Origin of the sequence: Burkholderia sp. BE17, from assembly GCF_009362305.1 — a bacterium.
Lineage (GTDB): Bacteria > Pseudomonadota > Gammaproteobacteria > Burkholderiales > Burkholderiaceae > Burkholderia > Burkholderia pyrrocinia_C.
In genome coordinates this window covers 80,458-104,274 of record NZ_WHNU01000020.1, presented here as the reverse complement: position 1 = coordinate 104,274, position 23,817 = coordinate 80,458, and the positions used below count along the sequence as shown (strand labels likewise).

The 23,817-nt window shown below is 70.1% G+C and carries 19 protein-coding genes and 1 pseudogene; 5 read left to right on the top strand and 15 right to left on the bottom strand.

Annotation, left to right across the window (positions count from 1 at the left end; all coding sequences use genetic code 11):
• Window positions 1-17 precede the first annotated feature (17 nt).
• The 6 genes from GD429_RS18775 to GD429_RS18750 form a co-directional block, all read right to left on the bottom strand.
• Window positions 18-1,499, bottom strand: a complete 1,482-nt coding sequence (locus GD429_RS18775) for an alginate export family protein (protein ID WP_152858861.1) — start codon at window positions 1,497-1,499, stop codon at window positions 18-20.
• A gap of 74 nt (window positions 1,500-1,573) precedes the next feature.
• The gene (locus GD429_RS18770) at window positions 1,574-2,269 is read right to left on the bottom strand and encodes a YoaK family protein (protein ID WP_152858859.1); all 696 of its coding nucleotides are present in this window, start codon (window positions 2,267-2,269) and stop codon (window positions 1,574-1,576) included.
• Window positions 2,266-3,180: a glyoxalase gene (locus GD429_RS18765; RefSeq protein WP_152858857.1), complete on the bottom strand. Its 915-nt coding sequence runs from the start codon at window positions 3,178-3,180 to the stop codon at window positions 2,266-2,268. Before GD429_RS18765 ends, GD429_RS18770 begins: the two co-directional genes overlap by 4 nt.
• A 26-nt stretch (window positions 3,181-3,206) precedes the next feature.
• A complete protein-coding gene (locus GD429_RS18760; RefSeq protein WP_152858856.1) occupies window positions 3,207-3,668 on the bottom strand; it encodes a DoxX family protein in 462 nt (153 codons plus the stop codon).
• A 1-nt stretch (window position 3,669) separates the two neighbouring features.
• Window positions 3,670-5,565, bottom strand: a complete 1,896-nt coding sequence (locus GD429_RS18755; protein ID WP_152858854.1) for an amidohydrolase — start codon at window positions 5,563-5,565, stop codon at window positions 3,670-3,672.
• A gap of 18 nt (window positions 5,566-5,583) precedes the next feature.
• Window positions 5,584-5,751 (bottom strand): DUF1427 family protein, encoded by a 168-nt coding sequence (locus tag GD429_RS18750; protein WP_152858852.1) that lies wholly within the window; start codon window positions 5,749-5,751, stop codon window positions 5,584-5,586.
• A 126-nt stretch (window positions 5,752-5,877) separates the two neighbouring features.
• Between GD429_RS18750 and GD429_RS18745 the strand changes: the two genes are divergently transcribed.
• Entirely contained in the window at window positions 5,878-6,801 is a 924-nt protein-coding gene (locus GD429_RS18745; RefSeq protein WP_152858850.1) for a LysR family transcriptional regulator, read from the top strand.
• A gap of 59 nt (window positions 6,802-6,860) precedes the next feature.
• On the opposite strand, the gene GD429_RS18740 is transcribed toward GD429_RS18745, so the two are convergent.
• Entirely contained in the window at window positions 6,861-7,547 is a 687-nt protein-coding gene (locus GD429_RS18740; protein WP_152858848.1) for a hydrolase, read from the bottom strand.
• Between the two features lie 281 nt (window positions 7,548-7,828).
• Here GD429_RS18740 and GD429_RS18735 point away from each other — a divergent pair, with 281 nt between their 5' ends.
• From GD429_RS18735 to GD429_RS18720, 4 genes and pseudogenes are all read left to right on the top strand, one after another.
• Window positions 7,829-8,089 carry a XapX domain-containing protein gene (locus GD429_RS18735; protein WP_152858846.1) on the top strand — a complete coding sequence of 87 codons (261 nt, stop codon included), beginning with the start codon at window positions 7,829-7,831 and terminating at the stop codon, window positions 8,087-8,089.
• 25 nt (window positions 8,090-8,114) lie between these two features.
• Window positions 8,115-9,695 (top strand): cation:proton antiporter, encoded by a 1,581-nt coding sequence (locus tag GD429_RS18730; protein WP_152858844.1) that lies wholly within the window; start codon window positions 8,115-8,117, stop codon window positions 9,693-9,695.
• A gap of 48 nt (window positions 9,696-9,743) precedes the next feature.
• On the top strand, window positions 9,744-10,136 hold the full coding sequence (locus GD429_RS18725; RefSeq protein ID WP_152858842.1) for an OsmC family protein: 393 nt from the start codon (window positions 9,744-9,746) through the stop codon (window positions 10,134-10,136).
• 33 nt (window positions 10,137-10,169) lie between these two features.
• A pseudogene (locus GD429_RS18720) lies at window positions 10,170-11,059 on the top strand (pirin family protein).
• Window positions 11,060-11,121: 62 nt separating this feature from the next.
• Here GD429_RS18720 and GD429_RS18715 read toward each other — a convergent pair.
• The 8 genes from GD429_RS18715 to bcsZ all read right to left on the bottom strand — a co-directional run bounded on the left by GD429_RS18715 (window position 11,122) and on the right by bcsZ (window position 23,815).
• Window positions 11,122-11,319, bottom strand: coding sequence for a hypothetical protein (locus GD429_RS18715; protein WP_152858840.1), 198 nt, complete (start codon window positions 11,317-11,319; stop codon window positions 11,122-11,124).
• The gene (gene bcsG, locus GD429_RS18710; protein ID WP_152858839.1) at window positions 11,301-12,866 is read right to left on the bottom strand and encodes a cellulose biosynthesis protein BcsG; all 1,566 of its coding nucleotides are present in this window, start codon (window positions 12,864-12,866) and stop codon (window positions 11,301-11,303) included. The genes GD429_RS18715 and bcsG overlap by 19 nt, the downstream gene beginning before the upstream one ends.
• A gap of 27 nt (window positions 12,867-12,893) precedes the next feature.
• Window positions 12,894-15,431 (bottom strand): UDP-forming cellulose synthase catalytic subunit, encoded by a 2,538-nt coding sequence (bcsA, locus tag GD429_RS18705; protein ID WP_152858837.1) that lies wholly within the window; start codon window positions 15,429-15,431, stop codon window positions 12,894-12,896.
• Window positions 15,428-16,207, bottom strand: coding sequence for a cellulose biosynthesis protein BcsQ (gene bcsQ, locus GD429_RS18700; RefSeq protein ID WP_152858835.1), 780 nt, complete (start codon window positions 16,205-16,207; stop codon window positions 15,428-15,430). Before bcsQ ends, bcsA begins: the two co-directional genes overlap by 4 nt.
• The gene (locus tag GD429_RS18695; protein WP_111017312.1) at window positions 16,204-16,425 is read right to left on the bottom strand and encodes a hypothetical protein; all 222 of its coding nucleotides are present in this window, start codon (window positions 16,423-16,425) and stop codon (window positions 16,204-16,206) included. The genes bcsQ and GD429_RS18695 overlap by 4 nt, the downstream gene beginning before the upstream one ends.
• Window positions 16,422-18,392, bottom strand: coding sequence for a cellulose biosynthesis protein BcsE (gene bcsE, locus GD429_RS18690; RefSeq protein WP_321574707.1), 1,971 nt, complete (start codon window positions 18,390-18,392; stop codon window positions 16,422-16,424). The genes GD429_RS18695 and bcsE overlap by 4 nt, the downstream gene beginning before the upstream one ends.
• Window positions 18,393-18,686: 294 nt before the next feature.
• Entirely contained in the window at window positions 18,687-22,601 is a 3,915-nt protein-coding gene (locus GD429_RS18685; protein ID WP_321574706.1) for a cellulose synthase subunit BcsC-related outer membrane protein, read from the bottom strand.
• Window positions 22,586-23,815 carry a cellulose synthase complex periplasmic endoglucanase BcsZ gene (gene bcsZ / locus GD429_RS18680; protein ID WP_152858833.1) on the bottom strand — a complete coding sequence of 410 codons (1,230 nt, stop codon included), beginning with the start codon at window positions 23,813-23,815 and terminating at the stop codon, window positions 22,586-22,588. The genes GD429_RS18685 and bcsZ overlap by 16 nt, the downstream gene beginning before the upstream one ends.
• Between the last annotated feature and the right edge of the window lie 2 nt (window positions 23,816-23,817).

Genomic DNA, 23,817 nt, shown 5'->3' with positions numbered 1-23,817 from the left:
GTTGTCGCGCCCCTTCGTCACCACCCGTACTTCAGCTCGACGCCGACATAGTCGGCGTTGTGCCCGCCCGCCTGCCTGATCGCATCGCCGACCTGGAAATGCACGGCCTCGACCGCGCCGATCAGGTTCGCGGCAATCGTCCAGTCCGCCCGCAGCTGCACGTACATCCCCGTCCACAACCCGCCCTTGCCGGCCGCGCCCGGCACCACGGCGTTGCCCTGCTGGTAGACGGCGTCGCCGGTCGTCTCGCGCCACTGGAAACCGAGCGCGCCGAGCAGCGCGAGGTTCGGCGACGGCTTCAGCGTCACCGACGGCTTCACGTGGATCAGGTTCGAGTAACCGGTGAAGCCCGCGAGCGTGAAGTAATAGCCGTTCGGAAACAGCGGATTGAAGGTGCCGATGCGGCCGTCGTGCGGATGCCGGTCGCCCGACGCCGCGTCGACCTGCAGCGCGACGCGCGGCGACCACGGTGCGTCGAGCCGGTAGCCGGCGATCGAACCCACCGCCCAGGCACGGATCGAGCTGCTGCCGACCGTCCCCGTCTGCAGCATCGTTTCGAGATCCCAGTCGAAGCGGCCCTGCGTGCCCGTGTAGCGCAAGTCCCACACGTCGCGGCGCTCGGCGCCGCTCGCATCGAGAAAGCGCGCATTGCTGCGGTTGTAGCGCGACCAGTAGCCCGACAGGTCGCCGGGCCCGACCGACTGCCGTTCGAAGCGCACGCCGCTGAACGTAAGGTTGCGGTTCGACACGTCGTCGAACGCGGACACGGTGCGGTTCTGCACGGGCTGCGTCGCATACGCGATGAAGCGCCACTTTTGATATTCGTAGTCGGCCCACACCGCATCGAACGCCTGCCGCACGTTCGGGCCGTCGCGCGCGGCGATGAAGCGCTGCAAGTCGAACGCCATCTCCTGGCGGCCGACGCGGAACTTGAACGTGCCGCCGCCGAGCGCACCCGTGTAGGTCGCGAACGCCTGTTCGAGATCGAGCGGGTTCCTGTCGACCGGCGAGATCGTGTTCTTGCCGAACGCACGGTCGTCCTGCAACTGCACGAAGAACTGCCAGTGCTGGCCGAGATGCGCATCGGCATGCACTTCGACGCGCTGGATCAGGTACGTGTCCGATTGCGCGGAGCCGATTCCGAACAACGGCGCGTCGTTGGTTTCCAGACGCTCGCGCAGGTTCACGCCGAGTGAAAGATAGGATGACGGATCGTTGCCGAGCGGGATGTATTTCAACCCGTCGAGCGGCGCGCGCGGCACGCATGGATTCGCAAGCACCGACCAGTCTTCCTGCCAGCGGTTGAACAGCACGGTCGGCCGCTTGGCCGTGCACGTCGATGCGGGTGCGCTGCCGGCCGCCGCCGGTGCAGTCGCCGTGTCCGCGAACGCCGCATCGGCACCCGCAAGCAGCAGCCCCGCGACAACCGACGCGCGAGCGACCCGGTCGAAGCGGCGGCCTCGTGTCGTCGCGCTGCGTTGCCCGCCTGTCGCGGCCATCCGTTCGCGACCGCTTGCATCGGTCCGGCCCGCACGCTCCCCGCGGTCGCGACGCGTCCCTCCACGCCGAATCATCATGCATCTCCCTGCGTAACGGTACGGGCGGACATCCCCGAGCATGCCGCCAGCACCGCGAGCGCAGCGACGGGCACAAGCAGCGCCCAGAACCCGACGTGGCGATAACCCAGCGCACCGCACACCGCGCCGAGCGCGAACGCGACGATCGCCGGCAGCATCTTCGCGACGCGCGCGCGTGCCGTCGTGCGCACGCTGTCGGCCGTGCCGGCGGACAGCAGGTCGACGACATCGAGGATCGCCTGCGTGACGTTGCCGGTCATCACCGTGTTCGGTACGCCGGCGCGCCCGATCACGCGCGGATGCGCGTTCTGCACGCCCATCGCGAACGTGCCGACGAAACCGGCCACCAATACCGGCAGGCTGTCGGATTGCGTGACGGGCGTCGCCCACACGCCGGCCGCGCAGAAGCCGAGCAGCAGCACGGCCTGCACCGTATGCAGCGCTCGCGCGCCCTGCCATGCGGGCCGCGCGGAAAGCGCGCGCGCGATCAGGCTGCTCGCGACGACGCCGCACGCGAACGCGGGAAACACGCTGAGCTTCAGCAGGATGCCCTGCCCGAACCCCGCGACGCCCGCGCCGATCAGCACGAAGTTGCCGGTCACGTGCGCGGTGAACAGTCCGAACAGCGCGACGAAGCTCAGCGTATCAACGAAGCCGGCCACCGCGGCAAGGATCGTGTCCTCGTGCTTCATCGCGTGGCGCCCGCGTGGATCTCGGCAACGTAGCCGCCCGGGAACTGCACGAGCGCCGCGTCACGCCCGTCCGCCGTGTACGACGGCACGAGCACGTTCACGCCCGCGGCCTGCGCCTTCTTCAGCGTCGCAGCCAGATCCGGCACTTCGTAGCCGGTCATCTCGTGCCCGTACGGGTAAGGCAGTTGGCCGTCCGTCACGAGCACGGTCATCTTGCCGAAGCCCGACGTGATGCGAATGCGGCGATAGGTGTCGTTCGGCCGGCCGATCTCGATGCCGGGCGCCTTGAGGTTGTCGGACACCACCTTGCCGTTCGAGAACTTGACGAAATCGTGGACGAACTTGCGCACGCTCTGCGGCGACACATACACGCGGTTCTCGGGGATCGTCTGCAGTGCCGCGTAATTCGGCGCCTGCGTGTGCCAGTACAGCTGCATCGTCACGCCGCCCGTCCACGCGATCACCGCATCGCGGCCGATCGGATCGGGGAACGTGTCGACGATCACTTCCGCGCCATGCTCGCGCGCCACCTTCATCGCCGCGTCCATGTCGGTGACGAGATAACCCGTGCGCTCCGCGCCGAACGGCCAGGGCACGGGCGTCTTGAAGCCGAACACGGAGATCGTGCCCGACGGCGTGAAGACGAGTTGCGACATCGTCTGGCTCGGGGTCGGCGTGACCTGGAACACGCCCTGCTTCGACTTGCTGCCGCCGAACGTCGCGACGAAGCTGTCGGTGAAGCGATCGAAATCCTCGGGGGCGACGTATACGTGCGTCGTGTCGTATTGCGGCCCGACGGCAAGCGTCGGCGTGGCCGCTGGCGGCACGGGCGGCTTCGCGTACGACGCCGGCGCCGCGACGAGGCCGGCGGCGATCGCAAGCGCGAGCAAGGCGGAACGGATCGTTTTCATCACAGGATTTCCTTGTTGTTTCATCGTCATCGAGCGGTACGGCCGTCGCCGGCCGGATGCTTCGCATCGGCGAGCACGGTCGCGAGCACGAGTGCTGCGATCAGCCCGAGATGCTCGAAAAAGCTGTTGAGCGCCATGAAATGATCGGCGCCCGTGCGGTTCCAGAAATCGTTCGCCACCAGCATCGCGACGATCGTCAGCATGCCGAGGCTGCCGGCGCCGAACCACGTGAAGCGGTTCGACACCACGCACAGCGAGCCGGCGATCTCGACCGCGATCGCGAGCGCCGCCCAGAGCGCGGCCGGATGCAGGCCGAAATGCGCCTGCTCCGCGATCGCATCGCCGAAGTGCATCGCCTTGTTGACGCCGCCGATCAGGTAGGCGGACACCAGCGCGAGGCGCACGAGCGGCAGGACCCACGGCTGCGCCAGCAGCGCGCGGACCCACGCCGGGTTGCGGAAGCCGCCGGAATTGGTCGAGGCCGCCATGTCAGACCGCCCAGCACGAACAACCGAACGCGCCCCAGAAGCCCTTCGCGTCCGACGTCGGCAATGTGCTGCCCCATGCGCTCGCGTGTGCATGCGCGTGCACGTTGCACGCGCTCGCGCAGCCGCACATCGCTGCAGCGGCAGCAGCCGCACGCTGCAGCGGCGCGCCGTTGCGCTGCGTCGCACCCCAGCCGCCGTAGCCGCCGTACTCGCGCACCGGCGACCAGTCCGGCATCGCGGGCGGAATCGGCGCGTCGTGCGATGCGAACGGCCCCGCGCCCCATACGATCTTGCCGCCGACCACCGTCAGCAACGCGGTCGTATCCACGATATCGTCCTCCGCGCATGTGAAGAAATCGCGATCCGGGACCATCAGGTCGGCAAGCTGCCCGACCGCGATGCGCCCTTTCTTCCCCTCTTCGTTCGAGAACCACGTCACGTATTCGGTCCACATCCGCAGCGCGGTCTCGCGATCGAGCAGGTTGCGCTGCGGATACATGCGCAGCCCGCCGACCGTCTTGCCCGTCACGAGCCATGCGAGCGACACCCACGGGTTGTACGACGCGACGCGCGTTGCGTCGGTGCCGGCCGACACCTTGAGCCCCTTGTCGAGCATCTTCGCGACGGGCGGCGTTGCCTCGGCCGCCTGTGCACCGTAGCGCTCGACGAAGTATTCGCCCTGGTACGCCATCCGGTGCTGCACCGCGATGCCGCCGCCCAGCGCCGCAATACGATCCATCGATTTTTCGGAGATCGTCTCCGCATGATCGAAGAACCAGTTCAACCCGTCGAGCGGAATTTCGCGGTTCACCTTTTCGAACACGTCGAGTGCGCGGCTGATCGTTTCGTCGTACGTGGCATGCATGCGCCACGGCCAGCGGTTCTGCGCGAGCACGCGCACGACGCCTTCGAGATCGTCCTCCATCTGCGCCGGCAGGTCCGGGCGCGCAACGCGGAAATCCTCGAAGTCGGCCGCCGAGAACACCAGCATCTCGCCCGCGCCGTTGTTGCGGAAATAATCGGTGCCGTCGTGATACTTGACGCTCTTGGTCCAGTTCACGAAGTCTTCCTTCTCCGCGTTCGGCTTCTGCGTGAACAGGTTGTACGCGATCCGGATCGTCATCTCGCCCGCGTCGTGCAGCTTGCGGATCACTTCGTAATCGTCGGGATAATTCTGCGAGCCGCCGCCCGCATCGATCACGCCCGTCACGCCGAGACGGTTCAGTTCGCGCATGAAGTGGCGCGTCGAGTTGTACTGGTATTCGAACGGCAGCTTCGGCCCCTTCGCGAGCGTCGCGTAGAGGATCGTCGCGTTCGGGTTCGCGAGCAGCAGCCCGGTCGGGTTGCCCGCGGCGTCGCGCAGGATCGTGCCGCCCGGCGGCTCCGGCGTGTCCTTCGTGTAGCCGGCCACACGCAATGCGGCCGCGTTCAGCAGCGCGCGGTCGTACAGGTGCAGGATGAACACCGGCGTATCGGGCGCGGCGGCGTTGAGCTCCTCGATCGTCGGCAGGCGCTTCTCGGCAAACTGGTGCTCGGTGAAGCCGCCGACCACGCGCACCCACTGCGGTGCGGGCGTGATCGCGACCTGCCGCCGGAGCATGTCCATCGCGACCGCGAGCGAACGTACGCCGTCCCAGCGCAGTTCCATGTTGTAGTTCAGGCCGCCGCGAATCACGTGCGTATGGTTGTCGATCAGGCCCGGCAGCACGGCGCGGCCGTCGAGATCGACGACCTTCGTCGCGCGGCCCGCGAGCGGCACGATCTCCGCATTGCCGCCGACCGCGACGAAGCGGCCGTCCTTGATCGCGACGGCGGTGGCGACGGGGTTCGCACGATCGAGCGTCGTGATGCGCCCGTTGTGCAGGATGAGATCGGGTTGAGTATCGATTGCGCTCATGGTGTGTCCTCGATGCGGTCAGAAGCCGAGCCAGTGACGGACCGGCGCGATGCCAGCTGCGCCGATCAGCATGCCGGCGAGGCCGACCAGCGCGATCAGCGGCGGTGCCGGCGAGCGCACCTTGATCACGCTGTACACGACGCCGATCAACACGCCGGCGCCCAACGAAAGTAGATAAGATTCCATAACGATTTTTCTCCCTGGCCGGATTAGAATCACCTGCATGACGCGCCCGCCTTCGCGGTGCATCGCATCGGCGGCACGATCCGCTGCCGCCGAATCGGTTTCGCTTCCCTGCCACCCGTTCCGACCATGCAACACCTTCCTGATCTCGAAGCCTGGGCCATCTTTGCCCGTGTCGCGGAAACCGGTTCGTTCGCGAAGGCCGCCGACCTGCTCGGCGTGTCGCAACCGACCGTGTCGAAGGCAATCGCGCGACTCGAAAAGCGCCTCGGCGCGATGCTGCTGTACCGCACGTCGCGCAAGCTGTCGCTCACGCCGACCGGCGAACTGCTGCGCGACCGCGCGATCCGCCTGCTGGCCGATGCGGAGCAAATCGAGAGCGAAGCGTCCGTGCACGCGCTCGAACCGCACGGCCTCGTGCGCGTGAATGCGCCGATGTCGTTCGGGGTGCGCCATCTGTCGCCGGTGCTTCCCGTGTTTCTCGAGCGCTATCCGCGCATCGACATCGACCTCGTGCTCACCGATCACATCGTCGACATCGTGTCCGGCGGCTTCGACGTCGCGGTCCGCATCGCCGAGCTCAGCGATTCGTCGCTGCGCTCGCGCCGGCTCTGCGCGGTGCGCCGGCCGCTAGTCGCAGCGCCTGCATACCTCGACCGGCGCGGCCGCCCCATGCACCCGAGCGACCTCGAACAGCACGTGTGCCTCACCTATACGAACCTGCCGACACCCGAGCACTGGCGCTTTCGTCACGCGGCATCGGGCGAGGAAGTCGGCGTGTCCGTGCATGGACGCATCCGCACCAACAACGCGGACGTGATCCTCCCCGCGCTCGTCGCCGGCCACGGCCTCGCGCTGCAGCCCGAGTTCCTGGTGTGGGACGCGATGCAGCGCGGCGAGCTCGAGGAAGTGATGAGCGACTGGACGATCGCCGACATCAACGTCAACCTCGTCACTCCGCCCGGCATGCTGCGAGCAGCGCGCGTGACGGCGCTGCTCGAGTTCCTCGCCGAACACTTCTCGCACGCGCCGTGGGCGCTGCCCGTGGCCTGAACGTGCGACGGTAGGCGGCAGTCGATCGCCGGATCCATCGCGACGATCGCGGCCGGCGGTTACTTCGCCGGCAACGGCGGGATCGACTCGTGCGGCGTCTGCGTACGCTCGGCAGCCTTGTGGACCATCGTGTACGCGTAATCGACGCCCATCCCGTACGCGCCCGAGTGCTCCTTCGCGATCGCCATCACCGCGTCGTAGCTGTCGCGGCGCGCCCAGTCGCGCTGCCATTCGAGCAGGACCTGCTGCCACGTGACGGGCACCACGCCGGCCTGCACCATCCGCTGCATCGCGAAGTCGTGCGCGGCCTGCGACGTGCCGCCCGATGCGTCGGCGACCATGTAAATTTCGTAGTCGCCTTCGAGCATCGCGCACAGCGCGAACGTCGTATTGCAGACTTCCGTCCACAGGCCCGACACGACCACCTTCTTGCGGCCGTTCGCGGCAAGCGCGTCGCGCACCTTCTGGTCGTCCCACGAGTTCATCGACGTGCGTTCGAGCGTCTTCTGGTTCGGGAACACGTCCAGCAGCTCGGGATAGGTGTGGCCCGAGAAGCTCTCGGATTCCACCGTCGTGATCGTGGTCGGGATGTTGAACACCTTCGCGGCCTTCGCGAGCCCGACGACGTTGTTCTTCAGCACCTGACGATCGATCGACTGCACGCCGAACGCCATCTGCGGCTGCTGGTCGATGAAGATCAACTGGCTGTTCTGGGGGGTGAGTATTTCAAGTTTCGGGTTGCTCATGACGTGTGTCGTCCTGTAAACGGAAAAAGGAGGGCCTGCCTCGACCGTCGGAACGGGAGGCGCCGCGCGTGAATTGCGCCGGATCGGGATCGTCACCCGGCTCGCAGCATTTAATCTGCAAACGCGCGGCGCGAACACCCATGAAACGGAATCGATCCGATTCCGGAATCGATGCCCGTTCGGGGCGGCTCGCCCTTTTTTTCTTCACGCAAACCCGATACCCTTTCGAAATCTTGACGGCGTGCCCTGCGCCGCCCGTCGGCCATCACGAGATGCTCACCATGAAACCGTATTTCCTGTCGCTGCTTGCCGGTATTCTCGCCGGCGTCATCTACGGCGCGCTCGGCGTGAATTCGCCGGCGCCGCCGATCATCGCACTCACCGGCCTGCTCGGCATGCTGGCCGGCGAACAGATCCTGCCCGTCGCGCGCCGGATGCTTTCCGGACACCGGCTGAATACCGCATGGCGCGACGCGCAATGCGGCCAGCACATGTTCGGCGCGCTGCCGGGCGGCGCCGCGAACGACCGCAAGCCGTCGTGACGCACACCACCGCCGCAAGCCGCGCATGACCAACGTCGAGCTGTTTCACTACCTGCTGCTGTTGATCTGCGGCGCGGGCGCGCTCACGTGGCTCGCCGAACGCATCTCGATTCCGCCAGCCGTCGTGCTGCTGCTCGGCGGCTGCGCGGTGGCGATCGCCGGCAAGCGCGTGCCCGACATGGACCCGGCGCTGCTGCTCGCGGCCGTGCTGCCGCCGCTGCTGATGTCGAGCGGGTTCTACACCGCATGGAAGGAATTCAGGCAGGAGCTCGCATCGATCGCGTCGCTCGCGCTCGGTGCGGTAGCGTTCACGACCGTCGCGGTGGCGGTGGCCGTGCATGCCGCGAACCCGGCGCTGCCGTGGGCTGCGTGCTTCACGCTCGGCGCGATCGTGTCGCCGCCCGACGCGGTCGCCGCGAAGGCGATCCTGCAGCGCTACCCGCTGCCCGCGCGGCTCGTCGCGGTGCTCGAAGGCGAAAGCCTCGTCAACGATGCATCGGGCCTGCTGCTGTACCAGATGGCCGTGTCGGCCGCGCTCGCCGTGTCGATCACCGCCGCGAGCGCCACCGGCCTGTTCTTCTCGCTCACGCTGATCGGCATCGCGGTCGGCCTCACGTGCGGCCATGCGATGTGCTGGGTGCTGCCGCGCCTGCGCGACCCGATGCTCGGCATCGTCGTGACCTTCGCGATGGCGTGGGGCAGCTACGGCATCGCGGAAGCCGTAGACGGCTCGGGCGTGCTGTCGGTGGTGACCTGCGGCCTTGTGCTCGGCGTGCGCCAGCATCGCGTGTTCGACGCCGACCTGCGGATCAAGGCGAAGGCGACGTGGGAAGCGATCGTGTTCGTGCTCGATGCGCTCGTGTTCATCCTGATCGGTCTCGCGCTGCACGCGATCCTCGCGCGCGTGAACCACGAAGGCGCGGTGCTGATGGCCGGCCTGCGCGTCGCGCTGCCCGCCACCGCCGCCGCGATCGGCGCGCGCGTCGTGTGGGTGTTCGTCGCGATGTGGCTGCCGGGCCGCCTGCGCGCGCCGCGTGCGGGCCACGCGCCGTGGTCGTGGCGCGAGGCCGTCGTGCTCGGCTGGTCGGGCATGCGCGGCGTCGTGAGCCTCGCGGCCGCGATCGCGTTGCCGAGCAACTTTCCCGGCCGCGACCTGATCCTGTTCAGCACGTTCCTGCTGATCATCGCGACGCTCGTCGTGCAGGGCGCCACGCTCGCGCCGCTGATCCGCGTGCTGAAGCTGCGCCCGGCCGCGCGGCACACGATGTCCGAGCACGCGGCGCGCGCGCATACGTTCGGCGCGGCGCTCGCCGAACTCGACGCGCTCGAGCGGCGCGGGTCGAATCTCGAGCGCCCGTCTCTCGACCGCCTGCTCGCCGAATACCGGAACCGCGTCATGTTCAACGAACGCGCGCATCGGCATGGCGCCGAGCCGGCCGACATGCGCGCGCGGATGCTGCGCGTCGAACTCGAACTCGTCGGCGTGTCGCGCCAGGCACTGCTCGACCTGCATCGCGACGGCAAGGTCGACGACACGGTGCTGCACCGGATCGAATCGGAGCTCGATTTCGAGGAACTGCGGCTGCAGCGGCTGCTCGAACCGTAACGTCCGGCAAGGCCGCCGGCCCTCGTCCTTCTCCCCTATGGAACTGCAATGAGCGAACTGTCCGTCGAAGCGAGCATCGGCTCGGTCGATTACCTGGTCCACTTCAGCGATGGCGTCCACCAGTGGCGTGCCGACGAACCGGCGTCGCTCGGCGGCGGCGATACGGCGCCGACGCCCGTCGCGCTGCTGCTGTCGAGCCTCGGCGCCTGCACCGCGATCACGCTGAAGATGTATGCGCAACGCAAGGGCTGGCCGCTCGCCGAAGTACACGTGAAGCTCGCGCACGAATCGGGCAGCGCGGGCAGCACGAACGTGCGCCGCATCACGCTCGAAGGCGACCTGTCCGGCGAGCAGCGCGAGCGCCTGCTGCAGATCGCGAACGCGTGCCCGGTGCACAAGATCCTCACGCATCCGATCACGATCGACACGGCGATCGCCTGATCGCCTGCCGCCTCGACAACAAGATCCCCCACCATGTCCGCATCGATCAAGACCCTGCTCACGCCGCGCGAAAGCGACATCGGCAACCTCGTCGTGCGCCGCGTGCTGCCCGCGCGCGCCGCGCGCCTCGTCGGCCCGTTCATCTTCTTCGACGAGATGGGCCCGGCCGTGCTGCCGGCCGGCCGCGGCATCGACGTGCTGCCGCATCCGCACATCGGGCTCGCGACCGTCACCTACCTGTTCGACGGTTCGCTGATGCATCACGACAGCCTCGGCTTCCGGCAGAAGATCGTGCCGGGCGACGTGAACTGGATGACGGCCGGCCGCGGCATCGTGCATTCGGAGCGTTCGCCCGACGAGGACCGTCCGCGCGAACAGCCGGTCCACGGAATCCAGACCTGGGTCGCGCTGCCGGTCGAGCACGAGGACACCGCGCCCGCATTCGTCCATCATCCGGCCGACACGCTGCCGTCGTTCGCGCGCGACGGCGCGAGCGTGCGCGTGATCGCGGGCACCGCGTTCGGGCTTACGTCGCCGGTCGCCGTGTTCTCGCCGACGCTCTATGCGTATGCGGAATTCGCGGCGGGCGGCCGGCTCGCGCTCGATGCTGAGCACCACGAGCGCGGCGTGTATCTCGTCGACGGCGACCTCACCATCGACGGCACGCCGCTCGCCCCCGCGACGATGGCCGTGCTCGAACCGGGCGCGACCGTGGCGCTCGCCAGCGCGAACGGCGCGCGCGTGATGCTGCTCGGCGGTGCGCACCTGCCGGGCGAGCGTTTCATCGAATGGAATTTCGTGTCGAGCGAGCGAAGATCGACGCGGCGCGCGCGGCATGGGCCGCGCAGACCTTCGGCAAGGTGCCGGGCGAGGAAGACGAGTGGACGCGCCAGCCGGAACGCAGGGCGCGACCGGCAGAATAGGCGGATTCGCTCGCAAGCGAACGACGGCCGGCACGCATGCCGGCCGTCGTTTCGTCGTTCGTTTACCGCTTCAATCCCATCAGTTTCGCGAGCGTCGGCCAGCGCTCGAGCGACTCGATGAACGCGCGGCGCGCCTGCTCGTCGACATAGCGCTCCGGGTCGAGCGCGGGCAGATGCCGCGCGAGGCCGAGCACGTCGTTCGGCTGCGACAGGCGATCGTCGTCGCCGTCGCCGGGAAGGATTACTGTTCGTCGATCCATACGCCGTCCGGAGTTTTCACCGCGTAACCCGCGGCCGTCTGCATCGTTACCGTTCCCTCGTTCTCGCCGACCATTCGCGTGCGCGGCAGGTCCGCCGCATATTGCGCGAGCGTCGTGCCGGGCTTGAACGGGCTGTTCGACACGAGGTTCGACAGCAGCTGCGCGAGCGCCAGGAAGCTGGTCGGCTGCCCGATCACGGTCGTCGCGCCGTGGTTGCCGGTAAAGCCGACGAGCCGCACGCCGACCGGCCCGTGCACGATGCGCGGCGTCGGGATCTCGCGCAGCCCCGCGACCTGGTTCTTGTCGCCGCGCAGCGCGGCGCCGTGCTCGGGCACGAACACGATCACCGCGCGGCGGCCCGATTGCGCGATCAGGTCGGCGAGACGGTCGAAGTCGCTCATCAGCTTCGTCACGCGCTGCGGATACGAGTCGATGCTCGTCACCGAACTGCCGACCACGCGGTTGCCGTCGTGCAGGCTGATCGTGTTGTAGTACAGCGCGACGGGCCCCTGCACCGCCCCGCGCTGCGCATACCAGTTCGCGAGCGTCCCGAAGTCGTCCTTGATCGCCGAGCCGTCGAACGCGTGCATCGTGACGGGCGCGGCCGCGTTCGAGACCATCGGCGCGTCGGCCACGCCGATGTTGTCGTGGATCACCTGCAGGAAGTTGTCGAAGTGACCGTCGTGGTTCAGCAGCGACTGCACCGTGTAACCGGCGCCCGCGAGTTGCGCGAACAATTGGCACTGCTGCGGTGCGGGCTTGTACAGGTCCGCGTGCGCCTCCTGCCCGCAGCTCGCGCGCAGCACGCGAATCGCCGCCGGGCCGCTGTAGCTCGCGGCCGTGCTGAAATTCGAGAACAGGTAGTCGAAGTGGCTCAGCATCGGGTGATTGCGCACCTTCGCGGCATCGAGGTCGTCCCACGACAGCGAGCAGACGTGCAGCACGATCACGTCGAACTGCGCGGCGGGATCGTTGCCGGGATGGCCGAACGCGACCTGCCGCTGCGACTCCTGCGCGCGGAACGTCGCGAGCGCGGCGTTGTGGTCCTCGGGCCCGTCGGCACGCCGCGTCGTCGTCGTGCCCGCCGCGTCCGCCTGCTGCGTGGCCGGTGCGACCACGCGCGCCATCAGGCCGCTGCCCGCTTGCCACAGCGGCATCGCGATCAGCACGGCCAGCACGAACGTCGCAACGCGCAGCCAGCGGTTGACGATGAAATAGACGATCAGCGCGCCGGCTACCGTCAGCACCAGCACGGGCGGCAGCAGGCGCGGCAGCAGTTCCATCCAGTAGTCGACGCGGAACGTGCTCACTTCGCGCGCGGCGTCGACGATGCGTGCAAGCGGCGGCGCGTGCATCTCGCGCGCGAGCAGCGGCACCGCGATCGCGATCGCCACGAGCTGCCGGACGATGCGCCATGACCGCCGCCGGATCGGCGCGCTCGCCGCGAGCGCCACCGCGAACGCGAGGTTCGCGAGCCACAGCGGCTGCAGGTGCCCGGTCGCGAACAGCGCGAACTTCAGGATGAAATACAGATTCCAGAACGTCATCTAACCCACTCCATGATGAGCGCCGCGTCAGTCGCGCGCCCGGTCGAGCTTCGGCGCCAGCATGGCCTGCAGGCCGCGCGCCGCACCCTTCCACATCCGTACATAACCGTTCACGCCGATGCGCAGCACTTCCTTCAACCCGCCGAGCGGCGTGTCGACGCGCGTGCCTTCGTGCCAGTCGAGCCACGCATCCGCGCGGCCGAACGTGCATTGCACGAGCTGGCGCTCCTGTTCGAGCGTCAGTTCCTCGAAGCTCACGCCGACGTGGGTCGGCGTCACGCGGCTCACGCGCACCGGGAACGGGAACGGCCGGTCGCCGCGCGTCACGCACACCGTGAGCGTGTCGCCGACGGCGAGCGGCAGCCCGGGCACGGCTTCGAGGCCGAGGCCGCCGGTCGAGTAGTCGCTCGTGAAGCATGCGGCGGTCGTTCCGTCGGCGAGCAGCAGCGTGGCCGGCACGCGCATCGCGATCCGGTGCGTGACGCGCACCTGCTTGGTCTCGCGCGCGACGGCCAGCGCCGCGCCGAGCATCGCGAGGTTGTACACGGTCCAGCCGAGCGTGATCAGGATCGTCGACGCCTCGTCGCCCTGGTCGGCCGCCAGCCGCCACAGGCCCGCGCCGATCGCGAGTACGTTCAGCGCGAACAGCACGAGATACGGCTTCGACGTCGACCAGTCGACATAACCTTCGTCGATCTTGCCGCCCTTGTCGGTCACGTTGAACTTGCCGTGCTTCGGGCTGAAGAATGCGACGGTGGTCGGCAGTGCGATGTACCACGCGAGCACCGATTCGTAGACCTCGGCCCAGAACGAATGGCGGTAGCGCCCCTGCATCCGCGAGTTCGCGACGTTCGCGAGCACGAGATACGGGATCACGTAGCTCGCGAGCGCGAGCGACGAAGCGTTGATGAAGTACAGGTGAAAGAACAGGTACGCGAGCGGGATCGTCAGGAACACCAGCCGCGGGATCCCGTAGAAAAAGTGCAGCATCGCGTTGCCGTAGCAGATCCGCTGGATGAAGCCGAGCCCGCGCCCGAGGAACGGGTTGTCGATGCGGAAGATCTGCGCCATCCCGCGCGCCCAGCGCGTGCGCTGCTTCACGTGGCCCGCGAGGCTTTCGGTCGCGAGGCCTGCCGCCTGCACGGTCGGCAGGTACGCCGACGTATAGCCGCGCCGGTGCAGCTTGAGTGCCGTGTGCGCATCCTCGGTCACGGTTTCCACCGCGACGCCGCCGACCTCTTCCAGCGCGCTGCGCTTGAGCACCGCGCACGATCCGCAGAAGAACGTCGCGTTCCACAGGTCGTTGCCCGACTGCACGAGGCCATAGAACAGGTTGCCTTCGTTCGGGATCTCGCGGAACGTGCCGAGGTTGCGCTCGAACGGATCGGGCGAGAAGAAATGGTGCGGCGTCTGCACGAGCGCGCACTTCGGGTCGCGCAGGAACACGCCCATCGTCGTCTGCAGGAACGAGCGCGTCGGCACGTGATCGCAGTCGAAGATCGCGATGTATTCGCCGTGCGTCTTCGGCAGCGCGCGGTTGATGTTGCCAGCCTTCGCGTGGAGGTTGTCGTCGCGCGTCAGGTAGTCGATGCCGGCCTCGGCTGCGAACGCCGCGAACTCGGGGCGCCGGCCGTCGTCGAGCAGGTAGACGCGCAGCTTCGCCGTCGGCCAGTCGATGCTCTGCGCGGCGAATACGGTCGGCTTCACGACCGACAGCGGCTCGTTGTAGGTCGGGATGTAGATGTCGACGGTCGGCCAGGTGTCGGGATCGTCGGGCAGCGGCACGATCGGCCGGTCGAGCGGCCACGCGGTCTGCACGAAGCCGAGCAGCAGGATCATCCACGTATAGGCTTCGGCGCCGTACAGCAGGTAGCCGGCGATCGCTTCGACCGGGCTGCGGAAGTCGAGCGTCTGCGTCGTGCGCCACCACACGTAACGCACCGCCGAGAGCAGCGCGAGCGACGCGAGCGCGAGCGTCGGCAGGTGGCCCGGCAGGCGGCGCAGCGCGAGCGCCAGCACCGCGACGATCGCGAAGAACGCGAATTGCGCGCCGGGCATCAGCGGCGACATCCCGGCCGCGATCCACATCAGCGCGCCGGCCACGAGCAGCAGCGGCGCGAGCCAGCGGCGCCGGCCGACGCCGTTCGCACGCGCATCGAGCCAGCCGCCCCAGCGCGCCCACGGCAGGCGTTCGAGCAACGCGTCGATGCGCCGGCCGACCGCGCGCCCGGCCACATAGACGGGCACGACGAACGTGTCGAACCACGCGAGCGGATCGCGCGCGGGCCGGCCGTCGGCCGCACGCGGCGCGCGCACGATCGAGCGCCACAGCCATTCGCGCGGGCTGAGCGGCTGCAGCACACCCCACTCGTACGCGAGCCGCCGGAACGCGAAGCGCACCCAGCGGCGCACGTGATCGGGCCGGCCCGGCGGCGGCGCGTGGAAGAACAGCCGCACGACCCAGTCGAGCAGCGTGCGCTCCGCCGGCAATCCGATGCCGCGCGCGAACCAGTCGGTCGCGCGGCGGCCGAACGCGCGCAGCCGCGGCGCGAAGGCGGCCTTCATCGCGCCGCTCCGGTGCGACCGGCGGCGGCCGCCGCCAGCCATGCATCGACCCAGTTCGCGATGCCGTTCAGGTCATGCGACGCCTGCGAATACGGCGCGTCGTCGAAGATCCAGCTGCCGCGCGCGAGCGCTTCGGGCACGGCGGCATCGACGTGGATCCGCTGCTCGAGCATCGACGCCGGCCCGGCGACCGCGCGCAGCATCGCGATCGCGTCGCGCTGCATGTCACGGGCCGGATTCAGCCGATTCACGACGATCTGCAGTTCGCCGCCGCCGGCACGCAGCGCGCCGAGCCGCGCGGCGACCGTCGCGCAGGCGGCCGGTTCGGGCGGCACGACGACGAGCGTCAGGTCCGCGCGGCGAATCGCCTGCTCGGCCTGCGGCGACGGATAACGCGCGGTGTCGACCAGCACGACGCCGTCGGCCGGCAGCGCGATCTCGTCGAGCGCGCGCGACAGCCATGCCGGGTCGGCCGCGAGCCGCGCATCGCACGCGGCCGCGCCGGCCGCGTCGACCTGCCCGTATGGCACGAACAGCACGCCGTCGGCATTGCGCCACGTATGCGCGTGCCACGGCTCGGCGCCGCCGAGCACGCTCTGCGCGAGGCCGTGCTCGGCCAGCGAGTCGAGGCCGAGCGTCGCGCCCATCAGGTTCTGCGCATCGAATTCGACGGCGACGACCGGCCGGCCGCGGCGCGCGAGCAGCACCGCGAGCGCGGCCGCGAGCGTCGTGCGGCCCGCGCCGCCCGTCGTCGACGTGATGGCGATCGTCTTCATCGCGCCGCCTCGTCGCCGCGCTCGGCGCCGGGTTCTGCATCGGGCAGCAGTCGCCCGCGCAGCGCAACCGGCACGAGTTCGCACGGCACCGCGTCGCGTCGGTCGATCCCGCGCGGCGCCTGAAAGCCGCGGCCGATGCCGAGGTGCTGCGCGACGATCCAGACGGGCACCGCGATCACGATGCCGACGACGAAACCGATGACGAGTTCGGCGATCATGCGTCCTCCGGCTTGCGCAGCGGCATCGCGCTGCGGATGGCGCCGCGCGCAGGCGCGGCGGGAATGGCGGGATGCGGGGCCGGTGCGTCGGCGGCAAGGTGCGCGAGCGCCGGCATCGCATCGATCGCCTCGAGCGAGACGATTGCATCGATTGCATCGATCGCATCGCTCACCTCGGTCGCGTCAGGCGACGCCGCGCCGAAATCGGCGCGCGCAGTCGATGTGCGCGCAGCACCGGCCGGCTGCGTGGCCGCGAACAGGTCGCTGTAGTCGGCGATCGGCGCGCGCCGGTTCTCGGCCTTCAGCGCGTCGAGCTCCGTGTCGATGCTGCTCCGCCCGAGGCACAAGACGCGGTCGGACAGCGTGTCGACCGGCACGTCGAAGATGCGCGCGAGTGCTTCGTCGGCATCGACCGGCTCGCAGGCGAACAGGAACACGTACAGGTGCCCGGGATCGGCCGTCACGACGTCGCCCGCGCGGCGCGGCCGGCAGTGCCGCAACGCGTCGACGTGCGACACGCCCGGCAGCAGCGTGAGCTTCGCGAGCGTGTGCGGCAGCGCGAGCACGGCGCCGCGATCGAGCACCGCGCGGATCCGCAGGCAGAACGCGCCGACCGGCAGATAGCCGAGCACAGAATCGCCGAGCGCGGCCGCGAGCGCCGCGCGATAGTCGGCCGCGACGGGCCGCGCATAGAGCTGGCCGCGCAGCGCGTGCACGGCGGCCTGCATCCGCGACACCGGCAGGTCGCGCGCGACGACGCGGTTCGCGCCGACGCTCAGCAGGAGCATCTCGAACTGCTGGCGCAGCACCTCGCCGCCACGCTCGACGACCGCGATCTTCAGCGCGCCGCCGCACTGCCGGCGCAGCGCGTGCACGTCCGCGCACAACGCTTCGAGCTGCGCATGCGAGCGGAACACGAGCACCGCGGTCGCGGCGTGGGCATGCGCGCAGGCCGCGACGACGGCCGCGTTGTCGTCGACGATTTCCCAGTCGCCGGGCGCACGGTTCACGCCGTCGAGCACCGCGCGGCTGACGACGACGCGATCCTCGTCGATCGCGAGCTTCAGCCGGCGCGCCGGCTCGGTCGCGCCGGCATCGACGCTCGCCGACAGCCGGCCGCCCGGCGCAAAGCGCAGCGGCCGCACCTCGCCGGCCGCGAGCGTGTCGCCCGCGCGCCAGAAATCGACGATCCACAGCAGCTCGCCGTGCGTGCGCTGCATCTGCGCGACGCCCGAGCAGACACCGTGGAAGCCGCTGCGCTGCGTGCGATCCGCACCGCGCACGAGCGGCGGATCGTCGGTGCGCGCATCGGTGCCCGCACGGGCCGCTTCGGGATCGAGCAGCAGCACGAGCGCGATGCGGCGCGTGCGGCACCAGTCGGCGAGTGCGTGCGCTTCGTCGGCAAGCGCGCCTGGATCGTCCCAGCTGAACCAGCGCTGCGCGCCTTCGACGAAATACAGCGAACGCGCACGAAAGCCGTAGCGCTTCATCGCGCGCAAGCCGCCGGTCAGCCGCGCGAACGGGCCCGGCGCCGCGCCGCGCGGTGCGTCGCCGGTCGCGCCAGGACCTTCTCCGTCGGCCGGCTCGGCCGCCGCCGGCATCGCCAGCACGCTCAGGTTGCGCGGCCAGCCGGCCGGCTGCGCGCCGCCCGCGAAGCCGCGCGCCTGCATTTGTTCGGCGACGCGTGCCGCGTCGCGTGCGAGCACGACCGTGACGTCGCGCGTGCGCGCCTGCCGCGCGCTTTCCCACACGAGTGCGTCGCACGCCGGCGTGCCGCCGGCCGCGTAGATCGCGTACAGGCCGCCGGCTTCCAGTTGCGTCCATGCGTCGGGCAAGCCATCGATCGCGAGCCGGCTCAGCGTGCCGACGCGGCCGCCGGCCGGCCCCGTGCGCAGCAGCGCGCGCAGGCGGCCCAGCAGGCCGGCGGCGCCGAGCGCGGGACGGGTGGCATCGATTTCCGTATTCACGACGTTCCCCTAGGGTCTGCTTGCATATGGAACGCACATGCGTTGCCACGAGAACGGCCGCTCGCGAGGCGCGCGACGCTGCGAATACTGACGTATTCGCAAGGAGCGCAACGCAGCGAGCGGCCGTTCTCGTGGCAACCCCAAATTAAAAAATCCATTCCAGGGGAATGCCCGGAATCGCCCGTATGGCGGCGTCGCTCGTCGCTTGTTTGGCTCGGCCAAACGGCGCTCCTCACTTCTTGCCCTACGAGCGATTTCGGGCATTCGCATGTACGTTCCATATGCAAGCAGACCCTAGTAATCCGAATAAAGCCGCACCGGCATCGGCGTGACGAGCCAGCTGGGCTGCGCGCGCGCATCGAACGCATAGCGCAGGTACACGAGTGCCGAACTCGGCGCGTAATCGTGCGACCGGTCGACATGCAGTTGCGCGCCGACGCTCAGGTGCGGGTTCACGCGGTACTCGACGATGCCGTTCACGCCGTACGAGAACGATACGCCGCGTGTCGAGCTGCCCGCGTACACGAACCCGGCCGCCACCTGCGCGGCCCGCTGGTCCGAAAACGTCGGGTAAAACAGCGAATCCTTCTCGTAGCTGTTCGAGATCCCGCCCGTGACGGTCAGGTCCCACGACAGCGCGTCGCGCCGCCCCGCCCATTCGATCGGCACGCCGAGCGACAGGTAGCGCTGCGGGCTGTAGTAACCGCCCTGCCCGTACGTGTAGTAGCGCAGGTTCTGCGCGTAGTGCCACGCATTGCCGACGAGCCCGGTGCTGACCTTCATCGTCGCGCGCTCGTACACGGGCACCGTGAACCCGGTGCGCAGCGTGACTTCCGCGTTGCGTTCGACGTTGCGGCCGGACAGCACGCCCGCGCCGAGCTCCGCGAACAGGTTCGTGCGGCCGACGTCGACCGATGCGCGCAGGTTCACGCCGTCGCGGCGCACGCCGCCCCAGACCGCGCCCGTCCACGGGTCGCGCATCCCCGCGTACGACAGCACGCTGCTCGTTTCCGGCCGCCGCGACGCATTCACGCTGAAGCTCGCCGGGCCCGCGTCGAAACGGTAGCGCACGCCGCCGACGAGGTAATGCACGGGGAAACCGAGCGGCGACGTGCCGAGATCGAAGCGCCACGCATCCGTGCGATAGCCGGCGCCGAGCGCGACGCCCGTCGTCGACTGGTGCAGCGAGCCCGGCGGATTCGCGATCAGCGCGGCGGCCTGCTGATTCGACTGGAACGGGGGCGGCAGCCCGCTCGATGCCCTGAGCGCCGCGTAGGTCCCGAACGTCTTCAGCGAATACGCGTTCGGGTCGCTCGTATCGAGCGTGCCCGGATCCAGATGCACGGTGTCGATCTGCGCGAACACATGCCCGTCGTAGCGGATCGGCATCTGCAGGTAGATCGGCACCTGCTGCGCGCGATACGACGAGATGCCTTCGTCGCCCGACTTGTACGCGGGCATCCAGCCGGTCTCGATCTCGGGGTTGCGCCGCTGTTCGAGATCCGCGAACGCGGCCTGCGCGGGCGTCAGGCCGTCGCGGCCCGGGCTCACGCCCGCCGTGCGTTCCTGCGACCGGGACAGCCGGTACAGCGACGCCGCGTCGTCATAGCGGCCCTGTGCCTCGGCCACGCGTCCGGCCGCGACCGTCACGTCCGCACGCGCCGGATACGCGGCCTGCAGCCGGTCGGTCACCTGCGCTGCGTCGTCCGGGCGGCGCAGCGCGTTCAGCCGGCGCACGGCCGACAGTTGCGTGTCGACGTCGTCGTCCGGCGTGCGTGCGAGCACGGCCTGCACCCGCGCAAGCGAGGCCGCGCGGTTGCCGCTGTCCTCGTCGATGCGCGCGAGCGCGAGCTGCGTATCCGCATCGTCCGGCGTGCGCGCGACGACCGGCGCGAGCGCGTCGCGCGCCGCGCCGTAATGGCCCTGTGCGCGTTCGAGATCGGCCAGTTCGAGCGCATGGCGCTTGTCCGCGCGGCCGGCCGGGCTCGCGCGATCGAGCAGCATGCGCGCCTGCGCATAGTCCTGCCGCGCGATCGCATCGTCCGTCTGCCGCAGCACGAGCCGCAGCGACTGGTCCTCGAGCCTCGCCGTCTGCGCGGGCGTCAGCGACGGTTCGCGGCGCAGCGCGTCGAGCCACGCGGCGAGCGCGTCGTCGCGCCCCGCGCTGCCGAGCAGGTCGCCGTAGCGCAACCGCACGTCCGCGTCGGCTTCGCGCGGATGCGCGGCGATCCAGTCGCGCAACGGCGCGAGGCCGCGTTCAGGCTCGCCCGCATCGATCCACTGCGCGCCGATCGCGGCGAGCATGTCGGGATCGTCCGGCGCGCTCGCCTGCGCATGCGCGAGCGATGCGGCGAATGCCGCGCGGTCGCCGCGCCCGAGCGCGCCGCGCGCGTCGGCCAGCGTGCGTTCCGCGTCGAGTTTGCGCACCAGCGCGCGCATCCCGTCCGAACGATGCGCGTCGTCGACGGGCGCGAGCACGGCCTGCGCGCCCGCGATGTCGTCGAGCGAATTGCGGTACAGCGCGGTCGCATAGCGCATCTCGGGCGTATCGCTTTGCGCGAGCCCGTCGTCCATCACCGTGCGGCCAAGCTGCGGCAGCCCCATGTCGCGGTACAGGCGCGCGAGCGCGAAGCGCGTCCACGGCGCGTCGGGCGCCGCGCGTACGGCCGCCTCGTAGCGTTGCGCGGCGGGCCCGCGTTCGCCCTTGTCCGCGAGCGCGCGCGCCTGGTTCGCGAACAGGTCGGCGCGCAGGCCGTCGAGCGCGCGGCGATCGTCGCGACCCGTCACGCGCCCTTGCAGCGCATCGAGCAGCGGGCCGATCCGGTCCGCGCGACCGGTGTTTTCATACAGTGTCGCCGTGCCGCGCACCGCCGACGGGTTCGGCGAACGGGCGGCCAGCAACTCGCGCAGCAGCGGCTCCGCGCGCGCCCAGTCGCGCTGCGCGAGCAGCGCATCGGCGAGTTGCAGTTTCGCGTCCGGGCTGTCCGGCTGCATCGCGAGCGCGGCACGCGCGGCGCGTTCGGCATCCTGCGGCCGGCCCGCGGCGGCGGCCGCGCGGCCTTGCGCGAGCAGCCCCCAGAACTGCGCGGTGCGCGCCAGGCCCTGCCATTTGCCGCGCTGGTCGGTCGCGAGCGTCGCGGCCCGCGCGAACAACGCGCGCGCTTCGTCGTGCCGCCCTTCGCGCAGACGCAGCAGGCCGAGCCCGCCGACCGCATCGGCGTCGTCCGCGCGTGCATGCGCGGCGCGGGCGAGCAGCGGATCGGCGGCCGCCAGGTCGCCGCGCGCGAGCGCCTGCAGGCCGCGCTGCTGCGCGATGTAGCCGGGATCGCGTTCGAGCCGGCGCTGCGCATCGCGCCGGCTGTCCAGTTCGGCGGCACGGTCGCGGAATTCGGCGTCGTCCGGCACGAGCACGAGATACGCATGCAGCGCATCGAGATACGCGGGATCGTTGCCGGCCGATTGCAGCACGCGCCGCCACAGCGCCATCGCCTCCGTATGGTCGGCGTCGTCCCGCTTAGCGAGCGACCATGCGATCCGGTTCGCCTCCGGGCGCGTGTCGGCACGCTGGTTCAGCAGCCGCGCGAGCGCCATCGACGCGCTCGTGTCCTGCGGATCGGCCGCGACTGCGCGGCGCAGCGCGGCGATCGCCGGCTCGCGCCCGCCCGGCGCATTCGACACGATCTGGTAATACTCGGCGCCGAGCGCGCCCGACGGCGCACCGTTCGGAAACAGCGCGACGATCCGCCGTGCCGCCTCGTCGGCGCGGCCGCTGCGCGCGAACAGGCGGATCTGCGCCATCTCGTCGCGCCCGCTCGTCGCGACGCGGTATTCGTCGGCCACCCGCCGCGTCGCGGGTGCGTTCGGCAACTGCGCCCGCAGGCGCGCGAGCGCGGCCTGCGCGCCTTGCGCGTCGCCGAGCCGCAGTAGCACGCGAACCTGCTCGGCAAGCAGTTCGGGATCGCCCGGCGCGATCAGCAGCCCCTTGCGCAGCGCATCGCGCGCGAGGTCATCGCGATGCTTGAGGCCCCACATCCGCGCGGTGTCGAGCTGGCGCTGCGCGTCGGTGGAAGCGGAAGCGGATGCAGCCGGCGTGGCGGTTTTCGGCATCGACGCGTCGGCTGCGGTGCCGGGCGCCGCCGCACACACCGACGACGCGAGCCACGCGAATCCCGCGACATGCGGCGCGGCGCGCTTCAGCGGGCGGCGCACGAACGGCCTCCCCAGCGGGCATCGAGCGTGCCGTCCGCGCCGAACCTGTAGCGGCCGTCGCGCCAGCCGAGGCCGAACAGCGTCAGCACGCTCGTGTAATAGCCGGGTGCCGACTGGCGCGCGAGCGTGTCGACGCGGGCCGCCTGCGCATCCGCGAGCGAATGCTGGCCGCGCGCGTCGAGGAACGGCACGGCCGCCGCCGAGAACCCGCCGTTGCCGTCGTTCGGCCCCGCGGCGCCCGTCGTCGTATCGACCTTCTCCGGCGGCGCGCCATGCGCGGCGATATGGTCGGCAAACGGCGCGAAACGCGCGAGCAGCGGCGCGGCGAGCGGATCGGCGCGGTCGAGCATGCCGGCCCACAGGTACACGCGGATCGCGTTGTACGCGCTCTCCGCATGCATCTGCGGATCGGGCCCGAAGCCCGTGCCCGCGCGATACAGCGCCCAGTCTGGCGAAAAACCCTTCGGCGCCGTGTCGAGCAGCACGCGCCCGGTGCTGGACGCCAGCGCGGCCCAGCGCCGGTCGTCGGGCAGGCGCGCGCCGAGCGCGCGGATCACCTGCGGCGGCGAATAACTCGGGTTCACGCGCCACTGGCCGTTGGGCAGCCTGAACCCGGTCGGCCCGGGCAGCAGCGTGACGCCGAGGCCCGGCACGGTCGCGGTTTCCTCGTCGAGCACGCGCTTCGCGAGCAGCGCGCCGCGCGCCGTGTAGCTGCGCTCGTGCCATAACCGCCCGGCCTCGACGAGCGCGTACGCGATCCACAGGTCGGCGTCCGACGCCGCGTTCGCGTCGAGCACGCGCCACGCGCCGTCCGGCGCACGGCCCCACAGCCACGCCGGCAGGTGCGCGCTCAAGTCGCCTTGCGCGAGGTTGTTCTCGGTCCATGCGAGGATCGTGTCGAACATGCGCCGGTCGTTCGCGACCAGCGCGAAGAAAAGCCCATACGCCTGCCCCTCCGACACCGTGCGTGAATCGGCCGAACCGACGTCGATCACGCGGCCGTCGGCCGAGATGAAATCGCGCTTGAACGCGTCCCAGCGCGGCCACGCCGCGCTGCATCCGGCGTCGGCCGTATCGGTCGCGCTGGCTCCCGCGGCCTGTGCGCGCCCGGCCGTGCCGGTTGCCGCGCACGCCAGCGCGACGGCCAGCGCGAGTGCCGCGCTGACGCGCCGCGGCGGCCGCGTTGCCCGTCGCTTCGCCATAACCCGCGCCATCC

Bases quoted from the DNA above. Each gene is read 5' to 3' on its own strand.
- GD429_RS18725 (WP_152858842.1), top strand. From the start codon at position 9,744: ATGAGCGAACTGTCCGTCGAAGCGAGCATCGGCTCGGTCGATTACCTG.
- GD429_RS18760 (WP_152858856.1), bottom strand. From the start codon at position 3,668: ATGGCGGCCTCGACCAATTCCGGCGGCTTCCGCAACCCGGCGTGGGTC.
- GD429_RS18715 (WP_152858840.1), bottom strand. From the start codon at position 11,319: ATGGATCGACGAACAGTAATCCTTCCCGGCGACGGCGACGACGATCGC.
- GD429_RS18745 (WP_152858850.1), top strand. From the start codon at position 5,878: ATGCAACACCTTCCTGATCTCGAAGCCTGGGCCATCTTTGCCCGTGTC.
- GD429_RS18775 (WP_152858861.1), bottom strand. From the start codon at position 1,499: ATGGCCGCGACAGGCGGGCAACGCAGCGCGACGACACGAGGCCGCCGC.
- GD429_RS18765 (WP_152858857.1), bottom strand. From the start codon at position 3,180: ATGAAAACGATCCGTTCCGCCTTGCTCGCGCTTGCGATCGCCGCCGGC.
- bcsA (WP_152858837.1), bottom strand. From the start codon at position 15,431: ATGAAGGCCGCCTTCGCGCCGCGGCTGCGCGCGTTCGGCCGCCGCGCG.
- GD429_RS18730 (WP_152858844.1), top strand. From the start codon at position 8,115: ATGACCAACGTCGAGCTGTTTCACTACCTGCTGCTGTTGATCTGCGGC.
- GD429_RS18750 (WP_152858852.1), bottom strand. From the start codon at position 5,751: ATGGAATCTTATCTACTTTCGTTGGGCGCCGGCGTGTTGATCGGCGTC.
- GD429_RS18740 (WP_152858848.1), bottom strand. From the start codon at position 7,547: ATGAGCAACCCGAAACTTGAAATACTCACCCCCCAGAACAGCCAGTTG.
- bcsG (WP_152858839.1), bottom strand. From the start codon at position 12,866: ATGACGTTCTGGAATCTGTATTTCATCCTGAAGTTCGCGCTGTTCGCG.
- GD429_RS18695 (WP_111017312.1), bottom strand. From the start codon at position 16,425: ATGATCGCCGAACTCGTCATCGGTTTCGTCGTCGGCATCGTGATCGCG.
- GD429_RS18755 (WP_152858854.1), bottom strand. From the start codon at position 5,565: ATGAGCGCAATCGATACTCAACCCGATCTCATCCTGCACAACGGGCGC.
- GD429_RS18770 (WP_152858859.1), bottom strand. From the start codon at position 2,269: ATGAAGCACGAGGACACGATCCTTGCCGCGGTGGCCGGCTTCGTTGAT.
- bcsQ (WP_152858835.1), bottom strand. From the start codon at position 16,207: ATGAAGACGATCGCCATCACGTCGACGACGGGCGGCGCGGGCCGCACG.
- GD429_RS18735 (WP_152858846.1), top strand. From the start codon at position 7,829: ATGAAACCGTATTTCCTGTCGCTGCTTGCCGGTATTCTCGCCGGCGTC.
- bcsZ (WP_152858833.1), bottom strand. From the start codon at position 23,815: ATGGCGCGGGTTATGGCGAAGCGACGGGCAACGCGGCCGCCGCGGCGC.